An 18,458-nucleotide genomic window follows, 5' to 3' on the forward strand; every position below is an offset into this window, starting at 1 on the left:
GCCAAGGTGGCCGCGGAGTATGCCTCTTTCCTCGACCAGGTGCCGTGGTACCAGTTCCCCTATGCCGAGAAGCGCGCCGGGCTGTTCGCGGTGCAGCCGGCGCCTGGTGACAGTTCCATCCGCACCAGCGAACGCAAGCTGGCCTTCGGTCTCGCCGACACCATCAAGCAAGGCTATGCCGACCTGATCACCAAGGCGCTTGCCGCGACCTCCGACCCGGCCGTCCCCAACGTCCATGTCTGGGCCAAGGGGCCGGTCGGCGAAGCCACCCGCAACGAGCCCGACACCTTGCTGGAACGCGATTATGGCGCGGACGGCACCGTCTTCGTCACCAAGCGCTACCAGGTGTTCACCGACATGATCCCGCGGCTCATCGACAAGGGTGTCTCCTTTGTCGAGATCGGCGGCAATGACGAGATCATGGTCACGGTGCTGTCGACCGATTCCATCGCCATTCCCGAAGGCATGCGCATCCTGTTCAGCTATCCGCTTCCCGCGGATCCCTCGACACGCCGCACCGGCATGGTCGTGGCCGTACGCAAGCTGCATCTGGTGCTGCCGTCGCTGATCAAGGCCGGCGCAAAGCTCGAACACGTCTACGATTATTGAGCCCTTTCGGCCACGCTCGGCCGAGATCGGAGACTTGCCACGCTCATTCCATAATCGCGGCCAAATCCAGCCTTGTTCGCGCGCGATGGAATGAGGCAGTATCCTGAATGGGCTGCCGGGGGGTATCTCGAAGGGACGAGACCCGTGATCAAGACCGCCCTTGTCGCCATGACCATCGTCGGCTGCGACTGCGACGCCAAGCTGTGCGAATATATCGGCGAGACGCCGGCCAAATGGTCGACCATCGCCGAGTGCGAAGCCGCGATGAAAAGCCAGATTCTGCACGAGCGCAATTTCAACTATCCGCTGGTGTCCGGCATCTGCCGCGCCAAAGGCTCGGCGTCCTCCTCGCACCTTGCCGCGATCGCCTCGGGCCCGGAACTGAAGCCCGCCAGCCGGGCCGTCAGGACGGAAAGCCCGCTGCCGCCGGAGCTCAGCCATCGGCCGAGTGTCCCGGTCGGTTCGCCGACGACGGCTCTGGACGCGGCCGCTGCCCGGCCCGTCGCCTATGAACAGGTGGTCGATGGCGGAACCGGCGTGCTCTATCGCACGAAGAACGGCTACGCCGTGGTCAAGACCGATCTCGGCCGCGCCGCTTCGGCAACCGCCGACGCGGCAAAGCGCTCCGTGAACTGGCTGGCCGGCCTGATGCCGACCGGGCTGTAATCGCGCTAGCGTCTCGGCCGCTGGCCGGTTCTATCCAGCGGTGATAAGCCGCCCACTCTCCGTTTGGTCAATTCGACTTGATACATGCTTCGCGGATGCCGTCTCAGTCGCCATGCGTTGAGAGACATGATCAGCGCCAAATATCCGAACAGCGCAAAGAGGCCCCAAAAAAATCCAAACATGCTGATTGCGATAGAAATCACAAATCCAACTGCAACCACGACATAATATAAGATCGAGGCCCAGACATATTTCTCCATTTGGGAGCTACTCATCTATCTGTGGGTCCGGTTTGGCCATTCGCTTCATAGCTCACCAATGCTGAGCAATTCGTTCTTGAGAATATGTCAATGGAGCGGGGCGTCTTCAACCCACAGCCGAAATCAAAACTGAGACACTACCCCGCCGCTACATCTTTTACCTTCAGGCTCTCCAGAACTTGTCGATCAACGGCTGTTCGGTGCCCTGGTCCTCGCTGCCGACGCGCGTGATGAACAACGGCCCCCCTGATCGGCGAAGCCATAGCCGACGATCTCGAAATACGCGGTATCGGTGCGCGTCTTCACCTCGGCGCGGATGCCGGTCAGTTCCTTGCCGTCGGGAAGCTTGCGTGTCGTCGGCTGCTGCGTCAGTTCGGCGCCGGCCTGGACCGATTCCCCGGTCATCTCCTGCAGCATCAGCTGGTTGAGCGCCACCGGGTTCATCTTGCCGTATTCCTGCACCACGACGATCGTGCCCAGCGCCGAAGCCATCAGATATTGCGTGATGTTTTCGCCAAGATCGGTCTTGGTCGCCGACATGGTGCTTGGATGGTTGAAGGAGAAACTGCCGCCGGAAAAGGTGGCGAAATCGTTGCGTTCGAGCGTCACCTTGCTCTTCTTGCCGCCGGGCAGCGTCACATCGGCGCTCTCGCCGGGATCGATGTCGACCGCCACCCCGTCGATGGTCAGCCTGAAAGCCTTGAGGTCCTCGGCGCCGGCCGGTCCAGCGCACAGCGCGATGAGGGTGAGGGCTGCCGCTGATACCAGCCGCATGAAGTCTCCTAGCGTCTACGCAACCCCGCTCAGCGCCTTGATGGCACGGTAGAAGGTCGAGGAAAACAATTCCGCCGGGTCGTAGTGCCGCTTTGCCGTTAGGAAGGCCGGAAGTTCGGGATAGGACGCCAGCAATTCCTTGGCCGTATAGTGCAGTTGGTAGGGCAGGAAGAACCGCCCGCCATGCTTGATCGTCACGTCGATCAGCGCGCGCGTCAGCGCCCGCATCCTGGCATTGCCATCGGTATCGGCCGGCTGGTTGATATAGAGCACCAGCGAATAGGCCGGCTCCGGCGCGTAGGTCAGCGCCACGTCCTCCTTGTGGACGATCCGTACCGACGCGTTGAGCACTGGCAGATCCTGGTCGCGCAGGATTTGGCGCGCTTCCGCGATGAATGGACTATAGCTCGCGCGAGGAATAAAATATTCGTGCAGTATGTCGGTCTCGCCCATGAGGTCGTTGAACAGATACGGCACCGAATCGTGCATCGGGTTGTTGCGGGTGACGAGACAGGCCTCGCCCTGGGCAAGCGCCGAGCTACGCGGCACGGTGCAGCTCTCGAATTTCGGCTCCAGCGTCTTTTCGGTGAACCATTTCAGTTCCTGGAACGCGCTGCCCCATTTGGCCATGTTCATGATCACCCGCTTCAGGCCAACGCCATCGGGTTCGCCGAGCGCCGGCTGGTCGGCCGGCGGCTGCTCCGCCACCTTATCGTAACGGTAGACGATCATGTCCTCGAGGAAATTACCCCGCGCCGTCGACAGATGCCCGTAGAACAGGCCGATGTCTTTGTTCGGCTCCAGCACCTCGGCGAAGAATTGCGGGAAATCGTCGGATTTGATGATCTCGCGCGAGGTGCGGTGGACGGCATTGTCGACGATATCGAGCGTCGCCTCCAGCACCACGCCGAACAGACCGTAGCCGCCGACGACATGTCGGAACAGCTCGATGTTTTCGGTTGGCGAGCAGACGGTCACCGACCCGTCTGCCATCATGACCCGCATCGAGCGGATGGAGCCGGCCACCGAGCCGGCCTGATGGTCCATGCCATGCGCGTTCACCGACAGCGAGCCGCCGACCGAAAAAATGTCAGTCGACTGCATCGCCTTCACCGCGAAGCGCGGATGCAGCATGATCTGGATGTCGTGCCAGCACGCGCCCGGCTGCAAGGTCATGGTTTTGGCCGCGGCGTCCACCGTAACCTTGTTGAACTTTCTCAGATCCAGAACCAGCGCATTGTCGTCGAAAGCATGCCCGCCCATTGAATGGCGGATGGCCGCCAGCGACACTTTCAGCCCGTTGGCGCGCGCGAAGGCGAGCGCCTTGGCGATATGCTCGTCCTCGCTGACCTCGACGACGCCATAGACCGGCGTCCTCGACAGGCCGCTGGCATCATTGATGTCACCGCCTTTGGCCAGCCAGGGCAGCGACGGATCGAAGGCGGGCGGGCTCGCGATCGGCTTCAGCGGCAGCGCGATGCCGTCTACATCGGCGATACGTCCGGTGTTCTTCGGCCCTGACGGGCCGCGCGCAAGCCTCGCCACGGTGGCGCCGCCCCACAGCACGGCGCCGCCGAAGACGGCCGCGCCCAGCAGCAGCCGCCGCGACAGGCGAAATCCCTTTTGTTCCTCGGCCATGCAGATCCCCCGGCAGCCAAGGAATAGCGCGGCCTTTTGGCGAAAACCATAGCGTCGCTGCCGCAACGGCGTTCCGCCACCGTCGTCGCCTTGCGGTAAGTGTCCAAGCTAATGAAAATGGCCGGTTCCCCAAGGAACCGGCCAGATTGGAGCAGGGTCTCAGAGTCCGATCGGCAGTCTCTACGAGGCCTTCTTGATCGACGTCACCATGCCGGTCTTGTCGTCGACGGTCACCGCCACCTTGGCGCCGACCTTCAGTTTCCCGACCGACGCATCGGGCGAGAGCTGGTAGATCTTGCCGTCGTCGAGGGTGACCGACTTGGTTGTCGGATCGACCGCCTGGATTGTGCCCTGAACGGTCGCGGCATAGGCCGTGCCTAGGAAGGCGAGCAGAGCGGCGGTGGTTGCGAGGGTCTTCTTCATGGATAGCACTCCGTGCTGTTTCGGTTTTCCGGTACCGCTTGGGAGAGGGCAGCACCGAACGGCCGGAGACTGGAGCGGAAAGAGCACTGTCCGCAAATCACGTTGGATGTATTTTCGCAAGGAAATCATCGGCTTAATTCCGACACAATAGCCTCCTAGCCGCCGATGTCGACAGCTTACGCGCCCTTATGGAAGGCTCTTCCCCGCGCAAAAAGAGTCGTTTGCCGAATTGCGGCCGGCGCCATCGGCGATCACGTGGCCGCCGCAATCCCTTCCCGGCCGCATCACGAAACAGGACTTCGATTTTTTCATCGATACACGTTTTATGTCGCGAGCCGGCGCGATCCTCCTACCCGGCAAACACGAATCTGGCGCTCAGGTTGCAAACTCCAAGCGAACGCGAATTGGTGTCGCGCGTTGTCATAAAAGGAGACTTCCACGAAAATGGCCGTCCGGACCACGCTGTCCCCGATGCTGGCGACAACCCAGCCTGGCTGGCGCGCAAGGCGCCGAACCGGGCGATGACAAGACGCTGATCTTTGCTCCAGCGATCCCGAGATGACGGAGGCGATGCAAAGGCCCTTGCCAGCCTCGACGAGTTCCTGGCCTTGTCCGAAGCCCCTGCCTCCGGCGTCTGCATGATGTAGGTCGACTGTATGCGCGACGAGTACGGCTTCGACTGCTGACGACGCCGCCAGCTAAGCTTCGTCCTTCGCGCCGATCTTGCGCACGAGTGCCGCGGTCGCCAGCATCGCACCCAGGTCCGAAATCATCGGTGCGACATGGCTGGCATAGTCGAGCGGCACCGAAATATCAGGCAGTTCGAAGAAGTTCTTCGGTTGCGGCAGGAGCAGAAAACCGTCGCTGCCGTTGAGCGCGACACGCGCGGGTTCGTCCGGCCAGGCTTCGCCGAGCCATTTCAGCGCTTGCGCCAGGCGGCCGGTCACCAGCGGCCGGGCCGCCTCGACATTGTTGGTGCGAAACTCGTAGGCGTCGTCGAGCTCCGGCACGCCGGACGGCAGTTCCTGCATCTTGGCCGCGAACATGCCGCGGAAAAAGCCGATCACGCCACTTGCACGTCGCGCGGCGACCAATATTCCTGGAAACGGCTCGATGGTTTCGAAGGCTACGACGACGCCCTTGAACGTGGTGGCCTTGTTCTTGGTGGCGCCCCCGTCCCATAGGTCGGCTTCGTACAGTTCAAACGCAAATCCGTCATAGCGTCCGGAGATGATATCGTCGAAGCGGCTCATGGTGAAACCGCCGACGGTCTCGCGCGGCAGTCGGTCGAAGGAATGCGGCGTCACGTCATGCTGGTAGCGCATATCCCCAATGAAGCCGAAGATGATCGGCATCAGCGTCTGGCGAAACGATTGCTGCAGCCTCGCCGCCGGCCTGATCGCCCGGAAATAGAGCACGATCGCCACCACGAAGCCGATGACGTAGAGAAATACGTGCGGCGTCGAGAACCATTGCTCGTTGGGATCGGCGACCTTGTTGAACAGCCAGGCAATGAGCGCCACGAAGACGACCACCAGGCCAACGAACAAGGGTACGCGCCACTTGGCCGCGCGTGCCACCGAGGCCCTTTTCGCTTCGTGGATCTCGATCTCTTTCTTGATGGCTGCGATAGCAGCCGCGTCCGGCATGAAATCCGCTGTTTCCATCGCCATCCCCCGCCGCCAGTATTGCGGCATGATATCCGTTTTTGCGGGAAAGTCGCCAACGCATGCTCCTTTCCGCCCGTCGGGCCTGTCGCCAGTCAGGGCCACACGTCCACAAGGGAAGAAGGGAAAACCGCTCCCAGCCGGCCCTCGATTTTTTGCCGCATGGGCACGTCCAATGCTTCTACCGGCACCAGACGCTCGTGGTCTCCCGCACGCAGGCGGACAAACGGATAGAACCAGTAAGACGCAACAGTCCCGCGCGTTTGCGGATCGGCGCTGACGTCAACGATGAAAATCCCGCCGATCCGCCCCGGCCATGGCTGGCGGGCAAAGGCGGTGCCGAGGAAATCGCCGAGCCCATAGGCAACCACCGCCCCGCCGATCCGCTCCACCGGCTGCACGACATGGGCGTGATGGCCGGCGATCAGACCGACGCCCTGCCCGGCCAGCCGCCGAGCCAGCGCCCGTGTTGCAGCACGCGGAAAATGCCGGAACTCCCAATCCCAGTGCGGCACGGCACAGAGGAGATCGAGCCCAGCACTCGTCTCGCGCGGCCAGCGCGCCGGATCGCCTTCCATCGAGACGCGGCCGGCAAACAGGCGCTCGTCGGCGTTGCGCCAGAGCGTGAAAGCGGCGAAGCCGAGAGCGAGCGGCCCGGCAGCGAAGCGTTCGACCGGTCCCTTGGCGGCGAGGCCGATGGTGCCGATGCCGAGCCGCTTCAACGCCGCGACCGTCGCGTCGAAACCAGCGGCGCCCTGGTCGAACACATGATTGTTGGCCAGCGACAGGACCAGTTTTTCGCGCCCAATGCCGACCGCCGCGAGTGCCTCGGCCAGAAAGCGTTCGCTCATCGCATGATGCGTACCGAGCTTTGTCCCCAGCACGGCGCTCGGCCTGTCGACGACAGGGCTTTCGCAATTGCCGATCACCAGGTCGGCCGTGCCCAGCAGCGCCTTGATCGCCGGATCGCAGTCCGGCGCGCTCCGGTTGGCTACCGCCGAGATGTCGCCGATGAAGGCCAGCCGCATCGTCTGTCTCGGTGGCGGCTCCATCAGCGTCCCCGATGCCGGCGCGAACCCGTTGACGTCGCCCTCGAGCGACGGTTTCAGGAACCTCGGTAGCCAGGACAGTTTGTAGGAGAGCGGATAGTTCGACACGACACGCCTCATCATTGGCCTTCTGTAGACCGTCCGCCGGACCGGTTGAAGCGTGCCCGGCGACAATCATGCAACGATGTGGACGGCGTGCCGGCATCGACAGGCGCGGCGTCGTAAATCTGTGTATGGTCGCCGGCGACAAATGGGAGGGAAAAGATGACACGAATAGCAAGCCTGCTGGCATCGGCTTTCATTCTGGTCGTGCCGCTGTCCTCCGCATCGGCGGCCATGCCCGAAGCGGCAACGGCTTTGTTCGAGGCAAGGACCGTGGCCGCGCGCGACGGCGCGCTGTCTACCTTGGAAGCGGCCGCGCCGAATGATCCAGCGTCAGCCTATGCCGCAGGCGCCGGCGAGTTCTTCACCGCGCTGGAACTGCTGGCCAGCGGCCTGCATCGCCATGGGTTCGAGAGCCCGCAATCCTTCATGCTGCCGCTGATGCAGTTGCCGGTACCGGCGAACCCCAATCCCGAGCCGCTGACCTATGAAGAGTTCCGCGCCATACTGGTCGCCTTCCGTGACCGGCTCGCAAAGTCCGCCACCACCCTTGGTTCGGTGCCGGCCGATGCCGCTATCGGCATGATCATCGACCTCACCCATGTCGGCATCGATCTCAACGAAGACGGCACGATCGCGCCCGATGAAAGCATGGCGGCGATCATGGTGGCGCTGTCGCGCGGGGGCATGGCGCCCGACGGTGGTGCCCCCGCGCTCACGTTCCGCTTCGACCGCGCCGACGGCTATTGGCTGCAAGGCTATGCGGAATTCCTGATGGCGCAGGCCGATTTCTGGCTGGCGCATGATTTCAAGGGCACGTTCGATGGCTCGTTCCACATGCTGTTTCCGCGCGCCAAGCTGGCGTTGCAGGACATCCTCGTGCCGCCGCCAAGCGAGATGGGCTCGAGCATCTTCTCCTCGGAATGGCGCATCGCCGATTTCATCTCGATGGTGCACATGATCAACTGGCCGGTTGTCGAGCCGGAACGCCGCAAGGCGGCGCGCCAGGAGCTGCTCGAAATGATCCGGCTGTCGCGCGAGGACTGGAAGGCGATCCGGGCCGAGACCGACAATGACCGCGAATGGCTGCCCGGCCCACAGCAAAAGGGCGAGAACCCGCTCACCGGCCTCCAGGTCGGCGAGGAACAGGTCCGGGCCTGGCTCGCCACCCTGGCGATGGCCGAGGACTTGCTCGAAGGCCGCGCGCTGCTGCCGCACTTCCGCATCACCGGCAAAGGCATCAACATGAAGCGCTTCTTCGACGAGCCGAAACCCTTCGACCTCGTACTCTCGATCACCGGCCCCGGAATCGCGCCTTACCTCGAAACCGGCAAGGTCCTGACCAGCGAGGATTTCGGCCAGATCCAGCGCCAGTTCGGCGGCGGCGGGTTTTTGACGTTCGCGCTGTGGTTCAACTGAGCGGTGCGGACGCTACGCGTCGGCCGAACTCCGACGTATCCGAAAGTAGGGAACCGTGGACATCGGCGTTGGAGCCGTAGGAGCCCACCACAACCCCGCTATGAGCCCCGAGAGCCGACCCTTTTTGGCCGAAGAATGGTGGCAGGACGGCAACAATATTTGTTGGCACCCGGGCGGCCCGGCCGACAGGCATTTGGCGTGCCTCACTGTCCCGGAAGCGCCGAACCGCCTTTTTGCGTGGTTGGCAAAGACTGTTCTGCTTGACTCGGCAGATAAAAACATGCAGCAAAAAAGCCTTGGAAGGGCTGCAATACCGCGTGCATGGTCGTGGACGAGCCTTTTTCGGCACAAAGTCCACGTCTCTCGATTGGTTTTGAGAGGGATTGGTTAACCAACTTTGTCCATATTTTGAAGCAATCGGCAACTAACGACAGGCGCGGCAAACGCGTCGGGGACCACCTGGGATCACTCACAGAATGGTCGTCGCGGCTATCACGGCCGCGGACGTGGGAGCCGATTGGAGCAAGATTGGTTGCATGGCGTTGTTGAGTCGTAAAATTGTCGGGGACAGGCGTTGCAGCGGCGAGACCGCCTTCGAAGCGCCACGTGCCTCATCCTTCACCCCTGAACGGGTTGTCCGCTGGATCGCGGTGCCGGGCGTCAGCGCCGCCGTCGGCCTATGGCTGATCGGCACCATGGCCGGCCTTAGTTCTGTCGGCGCCTCGCTTTTGGTAACGTCTGCCGGCCTGCCGCAGACGCTGTCCATGCCGGGCACGCTCGCTCTCGCCGATCCGCTGAAGCAGCATTTCCTCAGCTCTTCCGCGCCCTTCATGACGGCCAATGCCCATGGCGGCTCACAGGCGCTGCACGACCATGCCGTACAGTGCGGTGCCAGTTGCTTCAAGCTGGCCTCGATAACCTCCAAGGCGGAGAAATCCGGGCGCCTGGTGGCGCAGGCCAAGCCAACCCCGGCGAAGTCGAAATCGCAGCAGCGCTTCGAACTGATGGAAGCGTCGCTGTCGCCGACAAAGCTTGCCGCTGCCTTCGCCGGCGCGGGCAAACCGGCGACCGCGGCCAGCACACATCCCGTGATTTCCAGCGCCGCTCCACGGGTCACCGAGGCATCCCTCGTGCCGTCCGTCCAGGTCATGGCCAGCCTGTCCAACGACATGCCGGCTCCGGCGGCGGAACGCTTCGCCCGCGCCGAAACGGGTTCCGTCGTGCAGACCGCGCCGGCGCCGATGGGCTTTGCTCAGTCGGAAACGCCCGATAACGCGCAGCTGGCGCTTGCCCTGGTCGAGTCGATGCCGGTCGAGGACGAAGCCTTCGCCTCGCCGCTGCCGATGACCGAATCCTCGCCCGATGTCGCGGTTGCGCCGGTCGAGACCCAGCAGGAACAGCCGGGCGACGCCGCTTCGCTGCCGGATGCGCTCACCGACGACGTGCCGCTGCCGACCCGCCGCCCGCAATATGACGCGCCTCGGCAGCCCCGGGCCGTGGAAGAGGACAAGCCGGCCACACAGCCCAGGGCCTTGGAGCAGAAGCCGGCGCTCCAGCCGAAGCCCGTCCTGCAAGCCAGGCAGCAGCCGGCCCGGCAAGGCCGGACCCGTGATGGTGGCGACGTGCTGGCCTATGCCAAGCCGGATACGCCTTCGGGCGGCCTCGGCCAGGCGTTCAGGAACCTGTTCAACGGCCCGAGCGCCGGAAGCGGCGCCGGCCATGGCGTCGCCGTCTACGACATCAGCGCCAAGACCGTCTACATGCCCGACGGCCAACGGCTCGAGGCGCATTCCGGCCTCGGCGCAATGGTCGACCAGCCGCGCTATGTCCATGTCAAGGATCGTGGCCCGACGCCGCCCAACACCTACAATCTGTCGCTGCGCGAATCTCGCTTCCACGGCGTCGAGGCCATCCGCCTGACCCCGACGAGCGGCGGCAACAAGTACAACCGCAACGGCCTGCTCGCGCACACCTACATGCTGCGCGGCGGTCGCGCCGAATCCAATGGCTGCGTGGTCTTCAGGGACTATGCCCGCTTCCTCGCCGCCTTCAAGAAGGGCAAGGTCAACCGCCTCGTCGTGGTGGATCGCCTGAACGGATCGGCGACCCGGGTCGCGTCGAACGGAAGCGGCGCTTGAAATAAGGCGAAACCCTCCGCCGCCTCCTGACAGCCTTCTGTCAGGAGCCTGACGCGGCCGTCGGCCCGTCCTCATCGCGCTCTTTCCATTTTGGCCGAGAAATCCCATATTCGGGACATGGCCAAATCCCCAGATAAAAGAACGCCACCGACGGCGGATGAGGACCGCGCCGCGCCGAAGCGGCGCAGCCCGCTGACCGATTTCCTCGACGCCTCGGAACCGCTGCAAAAGGGCGGCTTCGCCGAGATGCCGCAGGCCGAATTGTCGGGCACGCCGCTGACCGGCTCGATCTCCGATTGGGCCGAGCAGATCGAGCAGGAGGCTGAACGGGAAGGACGCGCCGCGGGCAAAGGCGGCGGCGCCAAGTCGCCGAAGAAGATTCCCGAGCGCTCCGCCGCGCCGGGCCGCACCGCGCGCGGCACCTCGATGGGCGGGGCCGCGTCGGCCCGCGAACGCACTGCCGCCGGCCTCAATCCGGTCGCCGGGCTCGACATCTCGCTGGAAGAAGCCGAGACGATGTCGTCCAGTGGCGTCACCGCCACGGTGGCCGCTCTCTCGGCGCTGATCGAATCCGGCAATCCGTTGCACAAGGACGGCGTGCTGTGGACGCCGCACCGCCCTGCCCGGCCGGAAAAATCCGAAGGCGGCATCGCCATCAAGATGGTGTCGGACTTCGAGCCCGCAGGCGACCAGCCGACCGCCATCAAGGATCTGGTCGAAGGCGTCGACAACAACGACCGCACCCAGGTGCTGCTCGGCGTCACCGGCTCCGGAAAAACCTTCACCATGGCCAAGGTGATCGAGGAGACGCAGCGCCCCGCTCTGATCCTGGCGCCCAACAAGACGCTGGCCGCGCAGCTCTATTCCGAGTTCAAGAAATTCTTCCCCGACAACGCGGTGGAGTATTTTGTCTCCTATTACGACTATTACCAGCCGGAAGCCTATGTTCCGCGCACCGACACCTTTATCGAGAAGGAATCCTCGATCAACGAGCAGATCGACCGCATGCGCCATTCGGCGACGCGTTCGCTGCTCGAGCGCGACGACGTCATCATCGTCGCCTCGGTGTCCTGCATCTACGGTATCGGTTCGGTCGAGACCTACACGGCGATGACCTTCCAGATGCAGATCGGCGACCGGCTCGACCAGCGCGCTTTGCTCGCCGACCTCGTTGCCCAGCAGTACAAGCGCCAGGACATCAATTTCGTGCGCGGCTCGTTCCGCGTGCGCGGCGACACGATCGAGATCTTCCCGGCCCACCTTGAGGACCGCGCCTGGCGCATCTCGATGTTCGGCGACGAGATCGAGGCGATCACCGAGTTCGACCCGTTGACCGGCCAGAAGACCGGCGAGCTGAAGAGCGTCAAGATCTACGCCAACTCGCACTATGTGACGCCACGCCCCACGCTCAACCAGGCGATCAAGTCAATCAAGGAAGAGCTCAAGCACCGGCTGGTGGAACTCGAGCGCGCCGGCCGCCTGCTCGAGGCGCAAAGGCTGGAGCAGCGTTGCCGCTTCGACCTCGAAATGCTGGAAGCCACCGGCTCCTGCGCCGGCATCGAGAACTATTCGCGCTACCTCACCGGTCGCCAACCTGGCGATCCGCCGCCGACGCTGTTCGAGTACATTCCCGACAACGCGCTGGTCTTCATCGACGAGAGCCACGTCACCGTGCCGCAGATCGGCGGCATGTATCGCGGCGACTTCCGGCGCAAGGCGACGCTGGCCGAATATGGCTTCCGCCTGCCCTCCTGCATGGACAACCGGCCGCTGCGCTTCGAGGAATGGGACGCCATGCGGCCGCTCTCGGTTGCCGTTTCGGCGACGCCGGGCGGCTGGGAGATGGAACAGGCCGGCGGCGTCTTCGCCGAACAGGTTATCCGCCCGACCGGCCTGATCGATCCGCCGGTCGAGGTGCGCCGGGCCAAGAGCCAGGTCGACGACGTCGTCGGTGAGATCCGCGACACCACCAAGGCGGGATATCGCACGCTGGTGACGGTGCTGACCAAGCGCATGGCCGAGGATCTGACCGAATACCTGCACGAGCAAGGCGTGCGCGTGCGTTACATGCACTCCGACATCGACACGCTGGAGCGCATCGAGATCCTGCGCGACCTGCGCCTCGGCGCCTTCGACGTGCTGGTCGGCATCAACCTTTTGCGCGAAGGCCTCGACATTCCCGAATGCGGCTTCGTCGCCATTCTCGACGCCGACAAGGAAGGTTTCCTGCGTTCGGAAACGTCGCTGATCCAGACCATCGGCCGTGCCGCCCGCAATGTCGACGGCAAGGTCATCCTCTACGCGGACCAGGTCACCGGTTCCATGGAGCGGGCGATGGCCGAGACCAACCGGCGCCGCGAGAAGCAGATGGAGTGGAACGCCGCCAACGGCATCACGCCGGAATCGGTCAAGTCGCGCATCTCCGATATTCTCGACTCGGTCTACGAGAAGGACCATGTCCGCGCCGACATCTCGCGGTTCACCGACAGCGCCGGCGCGATGATGGGCAACAATTTCAAGGCCCATCTCGACGCGCTGGACAAGCAGATGCGCGACGCCGCCGCCAATCTCGACTTCGAGAAGGCGGCCCGCATCCGCGACGAGATCAAGCGGCTGCACGAGATGGAATTGTCGATCTCCGACGATCCGCTGGCGCGCGAAGTGGAAGGCCAAAGTCCCGCGTCAGGCCGCGAAAAGGGCAAGCACAACAAGGGCGTGGCCAAGCATCGGACATTGGAGGAACAGGAACGGTTCCGCACGCTCGACCAGGCACGCGCGGCCGAAGAGGCGGACAAGGCCGCCAGGCCCAACCTGTTCCGCAAGCCCGATCTCGACGAGATGGGCGCCGACCGCGCCGTGCCGGTGAAGAAGCCGCTGTTCGCCAAGCCGTCACTGGACGATATGGGCCCTGGTACCGACATGCCGACGCCGTCAGGCGCGGTGTCGCGGTCGCTGTTCAAGAAGCAGTCGGCGGAAGAAGCGCACGGCTCCGATTTCGGCATTCCCGGCGACGCCACCAAGCCGTTGTTCAAGAAGAATTCGCTCGACGAGATGACGGTGCGGCGGACCGAAAAACCGGTAGAGGGGAAAGTGCCGGCGAAGCCACAGCCAACCTCTCCCCAAGTGGGGGCCGGCAGGACAGAGGGGGGCGCGAAGGATCGCGGCGATGCCAACAAGCCTATCGTCCGTCAGCGCTCCGGTATCGGCTCCTACGAGGACCAAGGAGACGCCCGCCGCGAAAAGCGCCGGCCGGGGAAGACGGGCAGACCGGGACGGTAGCAATCCTTCGCGCCCCCTCTGTCCCTCCATTATAGATCAGCTCTTCTTGCCACCTTGCCAGTCGTGGGACGAACCTATACGGGCCTTGCAATTCTGCTCTTCCGCTCCGAAACCATCAGCCAGCTCCCATGAAACCCAGAGACATCGCCGCCTACGTCTTCCTGGCTGTCACCTGGGGACTGTCGTTCCTGGTGCTGCTCAAGGTGGTGCATGCCTTTGGCTGGGTCGGCGCGGTCACCTTGCGCGCGCTGATCGCCGGCATCACGCTCTTTCTGCTTGCCGCCGTGACGCGGCGACGGCTGGATTTCAGCGCCGGCTGGTGGCACTTCGCCATGGTCGGCGCGACGACGGTGGCGGCGCAGCTGATCGGCCTGTCCTATGCCACGCCCCGCATCGGCACGGCGATGGCGGCCATCCTGGTTGCCGCCATCCCGCTGTTCTCGATGATCATCGGCCAGCTCTGGGGGCTTGAGCGCATCGCAGTTCGCGGCCTTGCCGGACTGCTGCTCGGCGCTGCCGGCATCATCATCCTGGTCGGTTTCCCCGCCGTTCCGGTCACCGCATCCTTTGCGATCGGCTGTGCCGCCTCGCTGTTCAGTTCCTTCTCGGCGGCATTCGGCAGCAACTACGCCAATCGCCATTTGCGCTCGGCCCGCTCGCTGGAACTCACCAGCGCCGCGTTCCTGTTCGGCGGCCTGATGACGCTGCCGCTGCTGCTCGCCGTGCCGGTGCCGGCCATGCCGCGCTCTGTCGACTTCCTCTACCTGGCCATACTGGCCTGCGTGATGAGCGCATTGACCTATGTCGTGTATTTCCGGCTGGTGGCCAGCATCGGAGCGACCAGGACCATCAGCGTCGAATTCGCTGTGACCACGATCGCGGTGCTGGCCGGAACGATTGTGCTCGGCGAGTCGCTGACCTTGATCCAGGGCTTCGGCGCGGTGGCAATCATCGGCGGCTGCATACTGGTGCTGGACCCCTTCCCGCGCAGCCTGAAAGCGGCGGCCTTGCCATCAGCCTCGCCTTTGGTGTAGCCAGTCGTCACACTCGAACGTCTCGAAAGGAGGGCTCACGTGTTTACGTTTTTTCGTCACCATCGTCAGCGTGGCCCGATTTCTGCCCTGCGAGCCAGCTTGCAGGGCTGACCAGGGACGGTCCGGGTTTTTTCCCGCTTCGATTTTTTGGTCTGCCCTTCGTGGTGTGCAACGCCTGGCCTGATGGCCGGCACGCGCTCCGTCAAAGTGCACCCGGAGTAGTTTCCGGCAAGAGCGCATGACCCCGAAAGCCGGATGGTTTCGGAAAGGATCATGCGCCAACCAAAAAAGCGAAAGCAAAATGGCCCTGATCAGCCTCAAATCCCTCGGCGTCACCATGAGTGCGCCGCTCTTTTCCAATCTCGACCTCACCATCGCCAACGGCGACCGGCTCGGCATCGTCGCCGCCAACGGCCGCGGCAAGTCCACCTTGCTCAAATGCCTGACCGGCGAACTGGAGCCGACAACCGGCGACATCACCCGCACGCGCGGTCTGCGTGTCGGCCATGTCCAGCAATCCGTAGCCTCTGCCCTGCTTGGCCGCACTTTCCACGAGGTTGTGGCTGAGGCGTTACCGCCCGAACAGGCCGACAGCGAGATGTGGCGCGTCGATGTGGCTCTCGATTCACTTGACGTGCCCGAGCCGATGCGCGGGCGAAAAATGCAGGCACTGAGCGGCGGCTGGCAGCGGCTGGCGCTGATCGCGCGCGTCTGGGTTACCGATCCCGACGTGCTTTTGCTCGACGAGCCGACCAACCATCTCGACCTCGCCCGCATCAGCCAGTTGGAAACCTGGCTCAACGCGCTGCCGCGCGAGGTGCCCGTCATCATCGCCAGCCATGACCGCGCCTTCCTCGACGCCACCACCAACCGGACACTGTTTCTGCGCCCGGAACAGTCGCCGGTGTTTTCCCTCCCCTATTCCCGCGCCAGGGAGGCGCTGGACGAGGTTGACGCGTCGACCGAACGAAAGTTCCAGCGCGACATGAAGGTGGCTCAGCAATTGCGCCGGCAAGCGGCCAAGCTCAACAATATCGGCATCAATTCCGGCAGCGACCTGCTGACGGTCAAGACCAAGCAACTCAACCAGCGCGCGGAAAAATTGGAAGAGGCCGCCTATCCGGCGCACCGCGAGAAATCGGCGGGCGCGATCAAACTCGCCAATCGCGGCACCCACGCCAAGGTGCTGATCACGCTCGACGACGCGGCGGTCGAAACACCCGACGGCACGCTGCTGTTCAGGACCGGCAAGCGCCACATCTGCCAGGGCGACCGTATCGTGCTGCTCGGCCGCAACGGCGTCGGCAAGTCGCGCTTCGTCACCTCGATCCGCAACGCCATCCTCGAACCGGACACGGTGCGCAATGTGAAGGTGACGCCGTCGACGGTGCTCGGCTACAGCGACCAGGCGCTGTCGGGCATCAGCGGCGACGACACGCCGCTGGCGATGGTCTCGCGCCGTTACGATGTCGGCGAACAGCGCGCCCGCTCGCTGCTCGCCGGCGCCGGCGTGGTCATCGAGATGCAGGAGAAAAAGATCGGTGTGCTGTCGGGCGGCCAGAAGGCACGGCTGATGATGCTGGCGCTCAGGCTCGCGAATCCCAATTTCTATCTGCTCGACGAGCCCACCAACCATCTCGACATAGACGGCCAGGAAGCGCTGGAGGAGGAGTTGCTGAAGCACCAAGCAAGCTGTCTGCTGGCCTCGCACGACCGCTCCTTCATCCGCGCCGTCGGCAACCGCTTCTGGCTGATCGAGAGGCGGAAGCTGACCGAAGTCGAGGATCCGGAGAGCTTCTTACGCGAGGTGGCCGAGGGAACCGGCTGAGCGGCGGGCGATCGGCATGCCTGTAAGCTATTTGCTTACAGGCTCTTAAAGCCGGTGTCCCCGGCAGTGGCCGCTCGACTTGGCAAGCTGTTCGGCGACGGCGCCGCGATCTGGCTTCGGATGCAGGCGGCTTTCGATGCCTGGCACGCCGAGCGTGAAGTCGATGTTTCGGCCATTCCCACGCTCAAGGTCGCATAGGTTCTCCTCGGCTGCGCCTGAACGAGATCTAAACGCCGACAAAAAATTCTCCGGGCAATCTGTCGGATCGCCCGTTGCTGCCTCGTCCTTGGGATGCCGACACGATGATGCCGGCGCCAACCCAAGGGAGAAGTCACCATGTCCGTCCTGTCATCCATCGGTCGCATCGCAACCCGGTATGCCGCCGCGCGCGCCCGTCACCGCAGCGAACGCATCCTGCTGTCGCTGCCGGCCGAACTGCGCAAGGATATCGGCTTTCCGGAAATCTTCGACGCCCGCGACAACCGCCGCGCCGCAACGTCCTCGGCCAAGGTCATATGACCATGGCCCGCCGCCAGTGCGAAGCCCTCAAAAGCTGGCCTGTCGCCCGATGAACCGGGCCAGCCGAAAAATTTTCAACGTCCTGTAGGATTGCCGTCATCTCATCCGTCCTATGGTCCGCAAGACCAAACAAACGTGAAGAGGAACATGCAATGACCGACCAGACCCCACCCCGGCCAAAAGTGCTTGGCGGATTGACCCCCTATCTTGAGGTCGACGGTGCCATCAAGGCGGCCGAGTTCTACAAGAAGGCTTTCGGGGCCGAGGAAGTCTTTGCCTACCCGGCGGATGAAAAAGGCCGCACCATGCATATCCATCTCTATATCAACGGCTCGACGCTGATGCTGGGCGACGCCTATCCGGAACACGGCCATCCGCACCAGGCGGCGCAGGGCTATACGCTGCAGCTCCATCTCGGCAAGGATGATATCGACGCTTGGTGGAAGCGCGCCGTCGACGCCGGCTGCGAGGCCGTCACGCCGCTGCAGGTGATGTTCTGGGGCGACCGCTGGGGCCAGGTGAAGGACCCCTTCGGCGTCGCCTGGGCAATGAACGCACCGACGGAATAGGCTTTAGCGAGCGCGCCCCGTCGCCGAGGGGATGCGCCAAACCGCGCCGGGTCTTTTCCCCGCTGACCCGGCGTTCGAATTCAGCAAAGAGGAGACCACCATGTCCTATGTCGATGGCTTCGTGCTTGCCGTGCCGAAGGCAAATCTCGATGACTATAAAAAGCTCGCCAACCTCGCAGGCCCCATATGGATGGAACACGGCGCGCTCGCCTATGTCGAATGCATCGGCGACGATGTACCCTATGGCGAGCTGACCTCGTTTCCGCGTGCCGTTCAGGCCAAGGACGATGAGATCGTCGTTTTCTCCTGGGCCGTATACAAATCCAGGCAAGATCGCGATGCGGTAATGGCCAAGGTGATGGCCGACCCTCGTCTGCAGCGCGATATGGCCACGATGCCGTTCGACGGCAAGCGCATGATCTTCGGCGGCTTCCAGCCCTTCCTGGAACTTTGAGACAGCTCGACCCCGGGGTCCGGAACCGAG

The 18,458-nt window shown here is 63.6% G+C and carries 15 protein-coding genes and 1 pseudogene; 11 read left to right on the plus strand and 5 right to left on the minus strand.

Going from position 1 to position 18,458, the window contains the following annotated elements; all coding sequences use genetic code 11:
- Positions 1–6: 6 nt before the first annotated feature.
- The gene (locus AC3CB8_RS26955) at positions 7–609 is read left to right on the plus strand and encodes a hypothetical protein (RefSeq protein WP_352564542.1); all 603 of its coding nucleotides are present in this window, start codon (positions 7–9) and stop codon (positions 607–609) included.
- Between the two features lie 144 nt (positions 610–753).
- Positions 754–1,275 carry a hypothetical protein gene (locus AC3CB8_RS26960; RefSeq protein ID WP_023770241.1) on the plus strand — a complete coding sequence of 174 codons (522 nt, stop codon included), beginning with the start codon at positions 754–756 and terminating at the stop codon, positions 1,273–1,275.
- 446 nt (positions 1,276–1,721) lie between these two features.
- On the opposite strand, the gene AC3CB8_RS26965 is transcribed toward AC3CB8_RS26960, so the two are convergent.
- The 5 genes from AC3CB8_RS26965 to AC3CB8_RS26985 all read right to left on the minus strand — a co-directional run bounded on the left by AC3CB8_RS26965 (position 1,722) and on the right by AC3CB8_RS26985 (position 7,206).
- Positions 1,722–2,309, minus strand: coding sequence for a hypothetical protein (locus AC3CB8_RS26965; protein ID WP_245276035.1), 588 nt, complete (start codon positions 2,307–2,309; stop codon positions 1,722–1,724).
- Between the two features lie 15 nt (positions 2,310–2,324).
- Positions 2,325–3,947, minus strand: coding sequence for an FAD-binding oxidoreductase (locus tag AC3CB8_RS26970; protein ID WP_352726631.1), 1,623 nt, complete (start codon positions 3,945–3,947; stop codon positions 2,325–2,327).
- 180 nt (positions 3,948–4,127) lie between these two features.
- Entirely contained in the window at positions 4,128–4,370 is a 243-nt protein-coding gene (locus AC3CB8_RS26975; protein WP_015316128.1) for a DUF1344 domain-containing protein, read from the minus strand.
- 698 nt (positions 4,371–5,068) lie between these two features.
- Entirely contained in the window at positions 5,069–6,037 is a 969-nt protein-coding gene (locus AC3CB8_RS26980; protein ID WP_023781454.1) for a DUF3137 domain-containing protein, read from the minus strand.
- Between the two features lie 95 nt (positions 6,038–6,132).
- Positions 6,133–7,206, minus strand: coding sequence for a CapA family protein (locus AC3CB8_RS26985; RefSeq protein ID WP_031247646.1), 1,074 nt, complete (start codon positions 7,204–7,206; stop codon positions 6,133–6,135).
- A gap of 144 nt (positions 7,207–7,350) precedes the next feature.
- Between AC3CB8_RS26985 and AC3CB8_RS26990 the strand changes: the two genes are divergently transcribed.
- The 9 genes and pseudogenes from AC3CB8_RS26990 to AC3CB8_RS27030 all read left to right on the plus strand — a co-directional run bounded on the left by AC3CB8_RS26990 (position 7,351) and on the right by AC3CB8_RS27030 (position 18,428).
- Entirely contained in the window at positions 7,351–8,607 is a 1,257-nt protein-coding gene (locus AC3CB8_RS26990) for a hypothetical protein (protein WP_352564537.1), read from the plus strand.
- A gap of 536 nt (positions 8,608–9,143) precedes the next feature.
- Complete coding sequence (locus AC3CB8_RS26995; protein ID WP_352564535.1) at positions 9,144–10,745, plus strand: DUF2778 domain-containing protein; 1,602 nt, start codon at positions 9,144–9,146, stop codon at positions 10,743–10,745.
- A gap of 117 nt (positions 10,746–10,862) precedes the next feature.
- Positions 10,863–14,024, plus strand: a complete 3,162-nt coding sequence (gene uvrB, locus AC3CB8_RS27000) for an excinuclease ABC subunit UvrB (protein ID WP_352564533.1) — start codon at positions 10,863–10,865, stop codon at positions 14,022–14,024.
- Between the two features lie 128 nt (positions 14,025–14,152).
- Positions 14,153–15,058 (plus strand): DMT family transporter, encoded by a 906-nt coding sequence (locus AC3CB8_RS27005; RefSeq protein WP_352551043.1) that lies wholly within the window; start codon positions 14,153–14,155, stop codon positions 15,056–15,058.
- A 301-nt stretch (positions 15,059–15,359) separates the two neighbouring features.
- Entirely contained in the window at positions 15,360–16,886 is a 1,527-nt protein-coding gene (locus AC3CB8_RS27010; RefSeq protein ID WP_352564530.1) for an ABC-F family ATP-binding cassette domain-containing protein, read from the plus strand.
- 48 nt (positions 16,887–16,934) lie between these two features.
- A pseudogene (locus tag AC3CB8_RS27015) lies at positions 16,935–17,084 on the plus strand (helix-turn-helix transcriptional regulator); the annotation flags it as partial.
- Positions 17,085–17,222: 138 nt separating this feature from the next.
- Complete coding sequence (locus AC3CB8_RS27020; RefSeq protein ID WP_352564528.1) at positions 17,223–17,405, plus strand: hypothetical protein; 183 nt, start codon at positions 17,223–17,225, stop codon at positions 17,403–17,405.
- Positions 17,406–17,557: 152 nt separating this feature from the next.
- Complete coding sequence (locus AC3CB8_RS27025) at positions 17,558–17,974, plus strand: VOC family protein (RefSeq protein ID WP_023770254.1); 417 nt, start codon at positions 17,558–17,560, stop codon at positions 17,972–17,974.
- A gap of 100 nt (positions 17,975–18,074) precedes the next feature.
- Positions 18,075–18,428, plus strand: a complete 354-nt coding sequence (locus AC3CB8_RS27030; protein ID WP_023770255.1) for a DUF1428 domain-containing protein — start codon at positions 18,075–18,077, stop codon at positions 18,426–18,428.
- Positions 18,429–18,458 lie beyond the last annotated feature (30 nt).

Source organism: Mesorhizobium sp. P160927 (genome assembly GCF_057766385.1).